Genomic DNA, 7,041 nt, shown 5'->3' with positions numbered 1-7,041 from the left:
GGCGACCGGTACTAATACACCAAACAAACCAACAACCGGTTTCAACAAACCACACATCGAACACTGTTCGCGTCCACTATGCAGTCACTGACACAACACACCCAAAATTGTCACAGTGAACTCAATACAGTCCACGACACATGGACGCTCTATGAACCCCTATAGATGTGTCGGTGGTTGATAGCGGCGGGGAAACGCCCGGTCCCATTCCGAACCCGGAAGCTAAGCCCGCCCGCGCCGATGGTACTGCTCCCGGGAGGGAGTGGGAGAGTAGGTTACCGCCGACCCAACAACTTCACAACACTAAAACACCCAGGACCAACCGCATGGTTGCCCCTGGGTGTTTTTCACGCATACCCACCCCTCTTATTAGTTGGTGCACACCCACCAGCCCGCAACGCGGAATTTGCCCTTGTCGCATCGGCCCAGTTCCTGACCGTGTCGAATTAGTTGGTGAGTCCCCACTAGTCCGCAACGCGGAGAACAAAGGTCCGCAATCAGATCGCTGGCACCGGAATCGTTGGTGCACACGAACTAGTCCGCAACGCGGAGCCGGAGTATCCGCAACTTGGTTGCCGGCACCGGAATCGTTGGTGACCACCCACTTGTCCGCAATGCAGATTCGCAGTGTCTGCAATGCGGGTGAGGGGTCAGCGGGCGCCACTATGCCCCTGCATAGTCATGGGCATTTATTGACGTATCGGCGACGAGGTTGACTGCATCAGAATCGTTGGTGTTTACCAACTTGTCCGCAACGCGGAGTTTGTCCTTGTCGCATCAGCCCAGTTTTTGACCGTGCTCTTAAAGAGGTATCCCAGCAACCATGTCGAAATAGTTGGTGTATCCCCACTTGTCCGCAATGCGGAGTACGTTTGTCGGCAATGTGGAGAAATTTTCATGTGGCCAAAGGCAGTCGAGTAGTTCTACAACCTGTCTGTAGTATGCTGCACGACGCTCTCCGGCAAATGCGAACGTCGGCACGTCTGCGGGGCGCTTTTTGTAATTTTGTCATGATTCGAAAGCGTCATTTTCGGGGGTGATTCCAGCTGCTCCGGGTGCGTTTTTTAACCAGAAGGCTAAGCGATTTGCGATAGATCGTAGTTCTTCGTCGGCCTCATGCCGTGTATCCCAGGATGCGAAAAGGGGGCAGGTAATTGGTTCGCCATTTGCGCGCGCGGTTTTTGCTGCTAACCCTAGAGCGGGTAATTCGGTAACTATGGCGTAGCCGTATCCATTTGCGGCGAGGCTTTGTGCAACTACCCCCGTGGTTACATAACGTTTTCGAACCTCGCTATTCAGTGTGTTGTATTTAGAGAATACGGCGTGGGGCACGCCGGTTCTTGGGAGTATCCATTCTTCGTCTTTGAAATTTTCTAGATCGATGAAGTGGTGTTCTTTCGATACTTTTTGTATAGCAATATCTGGCGCTTGGACCCTGATATTTAGGCTAGCAACCTCCATTGAACAACGATCTGGGGGAGGTCTCAGAGTCGTGATGGCCAGGTCGGCTCCAGTCTCAAGTTGCTTGTCCGCTTCAGTGGCGTCAACGATTACTAGGTCGATGATTGGGGGGTTTACATCGGCAATGAACGGGGCGAGGATTGCGTGCGCTGTGGTCTGTGTGCATGCGATTTTGAATACAGATTTTCTTGAATATCTCAGTTTCATGAGAGCTATCGATCTGTCGAGTTCGAGAAGAATTCCTTTAGTAAGTGATACGAACTCTTCCCCGGCTGGCGTGAGAACAGTGCCTGTAGAGCGCCTGTAGAAGACTTGTGTCCCGATTTCTTCTTCGATCGCGCGAATTTGTCTGGAGACAGTTGGCTGCGCCAGTTCTAGAAAGCTGGCTGCCCGACTCATCGACCCTTCGCTAACCACAGTATGGAGGGTCCGAATTTCGCTTAAGTCCAAGGTATGTCCTAGAGGTATGGGGGGTAACGGTTGATAGTTATTCAAAGCATAGCGGCAAGATGTTAGTTTTCTGGCATCCAATTGTGAGCGCAGGCACAAATGGTCCATTGATGTAAGCGAAGGCACTATGAGGAGGGTGTGATGGCTGACTATTTCGAATTGCGTTACCTCGAAGATGAGGTTGAAATTCATGTTGATGAATGGGGCGTTCCACACATTTTCGGCTCAACGAAAAACGATGTCTTTCTAGCGCAAGGCTTCAACGCTGCGCGAGATCGTCTGTTCCAGTTAGATTTTTCCCGAAGAAGAGGGCTCGGACGGCTCGCCGAGGTATTCGGTAGTGATTTCGTGGAATGGGACAGGGCTGCACGTCTTTTTATCTACCGTGGAGATTTTCGTGCTGAGTGGCTTGCCTACGGTAACGATGCGAAAGCTATCGTGACAAGTTTTGTAAATGGGGTGAATGGCTTCATTGATTTGGTGGTGAGTGGTGCTATGCCGCTTCCCCTTGAATTCGAAAAGTTAGGTTACCTACCCGAGAAATGGGCGCCAGAGGATCTACTGAGGCTTCGTTCCCATTCTCTGTCTTTTAATGCCGCGGAAGAGGCAGTACGGGCGCGGTTAGCTCATGAATGGAACCACTCAGTTGCGAGTCTGCGCAAGCTTTTTGAGCCCGCAATAGAGTTTGAAGTTCCTGAGGGGCTAGATTTTTCTGTGTTCGCAGAAGACGTGATGAAAGACTATTGGCTTGGAACTGGGCCTATTGTTCGATCCGAAGATTCCAACTCTGGAATCGGTCGTGTGCAGCAGCCAAGTGATGGTTCAAACAACTGGGTTCTGTCTGGTGATTTGACCTCTACAGGAAGGCCAATTCTTTGTAACGACCCCCACCGCGTTACGTCGAGTATGCCGTCATTGCGGTATATTGCGCACCTATCTTGTAGGGACTTCGATGTAATAGGTGGTGGAGAGCCACTACTCCCGGGGGTTTCTATTGGACACAATGGCAAAGTCGCGTTCGGGCTTACGATTTTCGCCATTGACCAGGAAGATCTCTTTGTCCATGTGCTGAATCCGAATAACCCAGATGAGTATCAATTTGAAGGTGCTTGGCGAAAGTTCTCAGAAGTTACGGAGGAGATTCACTCGTGCGATGGGCCGGAGCAGACGGTCGTTCTCCGTTTCTCAGAGTTTGGTCCAGTTATCTATCATGACCCTGAGAGGCACGTCGCAGTATCACTGGCAGCCGCTTGGCTAGAGCCTGGAGGGGCACCTTATCTCGGTTCTATTGAATACATGCGGGCCGATAATATTGATGAGTTTCTCGAGGCGATGAATCGATGGTGTGCTCCGCCTGAAAACCAGATCGTTGCCGAACCTGGTGGGAGAATCGCCTGGCAACCTGGTGGCATTATTCCCAAGCGGAAGAATTGGAATGGTCTGTTCCCGGTTCCGGGTGATGGTCAGTACGTTTGGGATGGCTTCTATGACAACGATGTTCTGCCTGGGTTCGCGAAAGATAGCGGCTATTTTGCCACTGCGAACCAGTATCTTTTGCCAGAAGAATTCCCACGGGAAGTGCATATCTCCTATGAGTGGTACGACGATGTCCGTTATCGGCGTATCAAAGAGTGGCTAGATGACGCACGAGAGGTCACGATTCGGGAAGCATTTGATTTTCAAGCAGATGATTTAAACCTGCATGCACGGGAAACGATCGTCGTACTCAAGCAAGTCGCGCAGTTTCAGGACCATGCACTCGGGAGACTTGTTGACGCATGGGATTTTCGGATGTCGGCTGGGTCGACACAAGCGCATGCATGGGAACTGTTTTTCTGGGAACACTTGGTCCCTACCGTCCTGCGTTCTCAACTTAAGACCTTGGGATACGAGGGCGAGGCTGAGAAGATTCTTGGGATTCTTATTCCGGACCTGGCTGCTGAGAGAGATTCTCGAGTTGCTTTGAGCCTTATGCGGGATTGGGCTGACTCCGACCAAAGGAAGCTTGATCTTGCTGTAGAACATGCACTTATCAGTTTTGACGCCTTTGTCGACATGGACAAGCTTTGCCCCTGGGGTGATGTTCATATGCGCTACGCCGATCACGCGTTTGCTGATTTGCTCATCGAAGCAGGTGTAGAAGAAAAGTTGGTTCGCTCTGGGGAATATGAAGTGCCAGGAAGTGGAGAGACAGTTGGCCTGGCTGGATACGCCAGTACGGGGGATTACAGGCAGATCTATGGCAGCTCATTCAGGGTAGCGATTGACGTTGGGGAATGGGACAACTCAATTGCGCTTAATGGACCAGGGCAAAGCGGAGATCTCTCGTCTGGATACCAGTTTGAACACATGGACAGATGGGTGAAAGGAGAGCCATTTCCTTTGCTGTACTCCAAAGGTCTAATTGAAAAACACCGCCGTCAACTAATTATTTTGAAGCCGCGATAGGAGAGAAAAATGCCCGATTATATTTCGTATGCTCAATCGCCAGCCATGTGGATGTTTTCGCTAGCCGTAATGGCTGTGATTGTTTTTCAGGCAGTCGTGTTCTTTCGCCTAGCCAAGCAAAATGCCCAGGAAGGCCATATTGAGAATAAAGAACTTATGCAGGCAATGAGGGCTGGGGCTATTTCAGCGATTGGACCGTCTGTGGCAGTGGGGATCGTGGCCTTGTCCCTGATTCCTATCTTCGGTACTCCGCCCGTCCTAATGCGTATCGGAATGATTGGATCGGTGCCGTATGAGCTGGCTGCCGCAAATGCTGCCGCTGAATCAATGAATGCACCGATGGGGACCGAGAACTTTGACGCAGTTGTTTTCGCCGCGGTCTTCTTCACAATGGCGTTGGGCGCAGGAGTCTGGATGCTCGAGGTAGTTCTAGCAACTAGTGCGATGGGCAAGATGTCCGAGAAGCTAAGCGAATGGAAGCCATGGGCTATGGCTGCACTAACAGGAGGCGCACTTCTGGGTGCTTTTGCCTTCCTGACTATCAGTCAGGCCTCTGGCGGATCGAAGAACCTGGCCGTCATGGCGGGCTCTTCCGGTGCAATGGTGATCTTCCTACTGTTGTCGGAGCGATTGAATATGCGTTGGCTCAGAGAGTGGGCGCTTGGTTTTGCAATGATTATTGGCCTAGCAGTTGCATACTTTGTGGCTGCGTAATCGAGGAGCATCTGAAATGACGACCAAAGCAATGTCTGATGACGTTTACATTAACCGGATTAATTTTTGGGGCAGAATCACAGTTGGGCTCGGGTTGATTCTGGCAATGGCCGCTCCGATCTACCTCTTCACGGTCGAAGGGTTGTTCCCGGGGTGGGGAGTACTCGGCACATGTTTCTTGGCGGTTGCCGTAATTTATGCTGCGAACTGGATTGTTGAACCTGCAACCTATTTCCCGATGCTGGGAGTGTCAGGCACTTATCAAGCCTGGCTCGTAGGAAATATCTCTAACAAGTTACTTCCCGCGTCTGTGACAGCACAAGCAGCAGTCGATGCTAAGCCAGGTACGAAGAAAGCAGAGCTAACAGCAGTTGCCGCTATTTCTGGTGCTGTTATTGTTCACGTAGCAGTGATGATCCTTGCAGTAGCTATTTTCGGCAACTGGATTATTGCAGTTCTTCCTGAGAGTGTTCGCGCAACTTTTGACTACATTCTTCCCGCGATTATTGGTGCAGTCTTTGTGCAATTGGCTGTAGTGGTTAAGTCGATTCCGACGACACTTGTTTCGCTTGTGACTGCAGCCGGAATCGTATTCGCTTTCGCGCCTGCTTTCCCTGACTGGACGGCATTCTCTCTACCGATTGTTGTACTGAGCTCGGTCGCCGCATCAATGTTTTTCGGTTCTCGTGCTGCGAGCAAAGCGCAAGATGGTGGCAAGGAAACTGTCCCCGGAAGAGTTGAGATTTAATCGATCTCGAGAGTCTGCTCGCCTCACAGTCCCAGTGCCTTGATCCTTGACACTGGGATGGATGAAATTGGGAAAAGAAGAAAGAGAGCGCTTTTCCGATAACAACGCATTTGCTCAATAGGAGACGGATATGGCGTACGTTGCATTGATTGCGACTGGCGGAACGATTGCTTCAACTCGTTCAGAGGATGGAGCTTCCGTCGGGGTGACAGCCGAGATGTTTGATTTAGGGACCGAAAGCAATCTGGAAGTAAGACGGGTCGATGCCATTTTAGAGGGCAGCTACCGTCTCACATTTGAGGACTTGTCAGTGATTGCCGATGTCGTAAACCGATCTCTCAAGGACTCTGATTGCATTGGTGCCGTGATCACGCACGGGACAGACACGATGGAGGAAACTGCTTATTTTCTTGACCTTGTAATTGCGACTGATAAGCCTATCGTGCTTACTGGTGCCCAACGTACTTTCGATACACCAGACTCTGATGGACCACGGAATCTCCAAGATTCTTTGACGGTTGCTGCATCGCCGAGGGCTCGTAACCTCGGAGCTGTGGTGTGTTTTGCAGGAAATGTTTGGAACGCTCGAGGGGTTCGGAAGTGTCACACGATCCAGTCGCAGGCATTCACCGGAACGAAAGTAGGGGAGGTTTACGAAGACGCCTTTACGCTCGTTGCTTTGCCTGAGACGAACGAGACTCTTGACTTCGATGCTGGAAAGTTTTCTGAGGGAAACATTCCAATCATTACCTATGGCATTGGAACCGATACAGTCCTATTTGAAGCGGCACGCGCTACAGATCCTACGGCAATAGTTCTTGAAGGCTGTGGTTCTGGCAATGCGGGAATAGGGTTTGAAGAGGCTATTGCTAAAACTGCTGAATCGGATATTCCCGTTATTCTTGCAACACGCGTTGAAGAAGGTCCAGTGATTCCGATGTATGGGAACGGTGGAGGTGTTGACCTGGTCAGAGCAGGGGCAATTACTGCAGGAACCCTAAGCGTTTTTCAGGCTAGGGTGTTGGCCGCAGTCGCCGCAAGTACCGCAGAAAATTTTCAGGCGTTCCGCGAAAGATTTATCCGTTTGCGCGGTTGAGATGCTCTGCTAGGGGACTTGGAGTTTTAGACAGAAGCGCGGGTTCCCGTTGACACCGGTGCAAAATGTAGCTCAGCTGGCTGCATGATTTTACACTCCGCCCAGGTCGGCGAATGGTGTGATG

Annotated in this window: 5 protein-coding genes and 1 rRNA gene; 5 read left to right on the top strand and 1 reads right to left on the bottom strand. The window is 51.0% G+C overall.

What is annotated here, in order from left to right; all coding sequences use genetic code 11:
• The first annotated feature begins 169 nt into the window (after positions 1-169).
• A 5S ribosomal RNA gene (gene rrf / locus HMPREF2690_RS06730) occupies positions 170-287 on the top strand.
• Between the two features lie 721 nt (positions 288-1,008).
• On the opposite strand, the gene HMPREF2690_RS11685 is transcribed toward rrf, so the two are convergent.
• Entirely contained in the window at positions 1,009-2,019 is a 1,011-nt protein-coding gene (locus HMPREF2690_RS11685; protein WP_256380950.1) for a LysR family transcriptional regulator, read from the bottom strand.
• Positions 2,020-2,052: 33 nt separating this feature from the next.
• Between HMPREF2690_RS11685 and HMPREF2690_RS06725 the strand changes: the two genes are divergently transcribed.
• The 4 genes from HMPREF2690_RS06725 (at position 2,053) to HMPREF2690_RS06710 (ending at position 6,917) form a co-directional block, all read left to right on the top strand.
• The gene (locus HMPREF2690_RS06725) at positions 2,053-4,359 is read left to right on the top strand and encodes a penicillin acylase family protein (RefSeq protein WP_070820476.1); all 2,307 of its coding nucleotides are present in this window, start codon (positions 2,053-2,055) and stop codon (positions 4,357-4,359) included.
• A gap of 9 nt (positions 4,360-4,368) precedes the next feature.
• Entirely contained in the window at positions 4,369-5,073 is a 705-nt protein-coding gene (locus HMPREF2690_RS06720) for a DUF5058 family protein (protein WP_070770883.1), read from the top strand.
• 16 nt (positions 5,074-5,089) lie between these two features.
• On the top strand, positions 5,090-5,821 hold the full coding sequence (locus HMPREF2690_RS06715; RefSeq protein ID WP_070820475.1) for a hypothetical protein: 732 nt from the start codon (positions 5,090-5,092) through the stop codon (positions 5,819-5,821).
• A 130-nt stretch (positions 5,822-5,951) separates the two neighbouring features.
• Positions 5,952-6,917 carry an asparaginase gene (locus tag HMPREF2690_RS06710; protein ID WP_070820474.1) on the top strand — a complete coding sequence of 322 codons (966 nt, stop codon included), beginning with the start codon at positions 5,952-5,954 and terminating at the stop codon, positions 6,915-6,917.
• The last annotated feature ends 124 nt before the right edge of the window (positions 6,918-7,041 follow it).

Source organism: Corynebacterium sp. HMSC034E11, from assembly GCF_001835905.1.
GTDB lineage: Bacteria > Actinomycetota > Actinomycetes > Mycobacteriales > Mycobacteriaceae > Corynebacterium > Corynebacterium coyleae.
The sequence above is the reverse complement of the archived record's forward strand: the minus strand, read 5'-3'. Positions and strand labels throughout refer to the sequence as shown.

Excerpts from the sequence above, each read along its gene's own strand:
- HMPREF2690_RS06715 (WP_070820475.1), top strand. The coding sequence starts at position 5,090 with ATGACGACCAAAGCAATGTCTGATGACGTTTACATTAACCGGATTAAT.
- HMPREF2690_RS06725 (WP_070820476.1), top strand. The coding sequence starts at position 2,053 with ATGGCTGACTATTTCGAATTGCGTTACCTCGAAGATGAGGTTGAAATT.
- HMPREF2690_RS06720 (WP_070770883.1), top strand. The coding sequence starts at position 4,369 with ATGCCCGATTATATTTCGTATGCTCAATCGCCAGCCATGTGGATGTTT.
- HMPREF2690_RS11685 (WP_256380950.1), bottom strand. The coding sequence starts at position 2,019 with ATGGACCATTTGTGCCTGCGCTCACAATTGGATGCCAGAAAACTAACA.
- HMPREF2690_RS06710 (WP_070820474.1), top strand. The coding sequence starts at position 5,952 with ATGGCGTACGTTGCATTGATTGCGACTGGCGGAACGATTGCTTCAACT.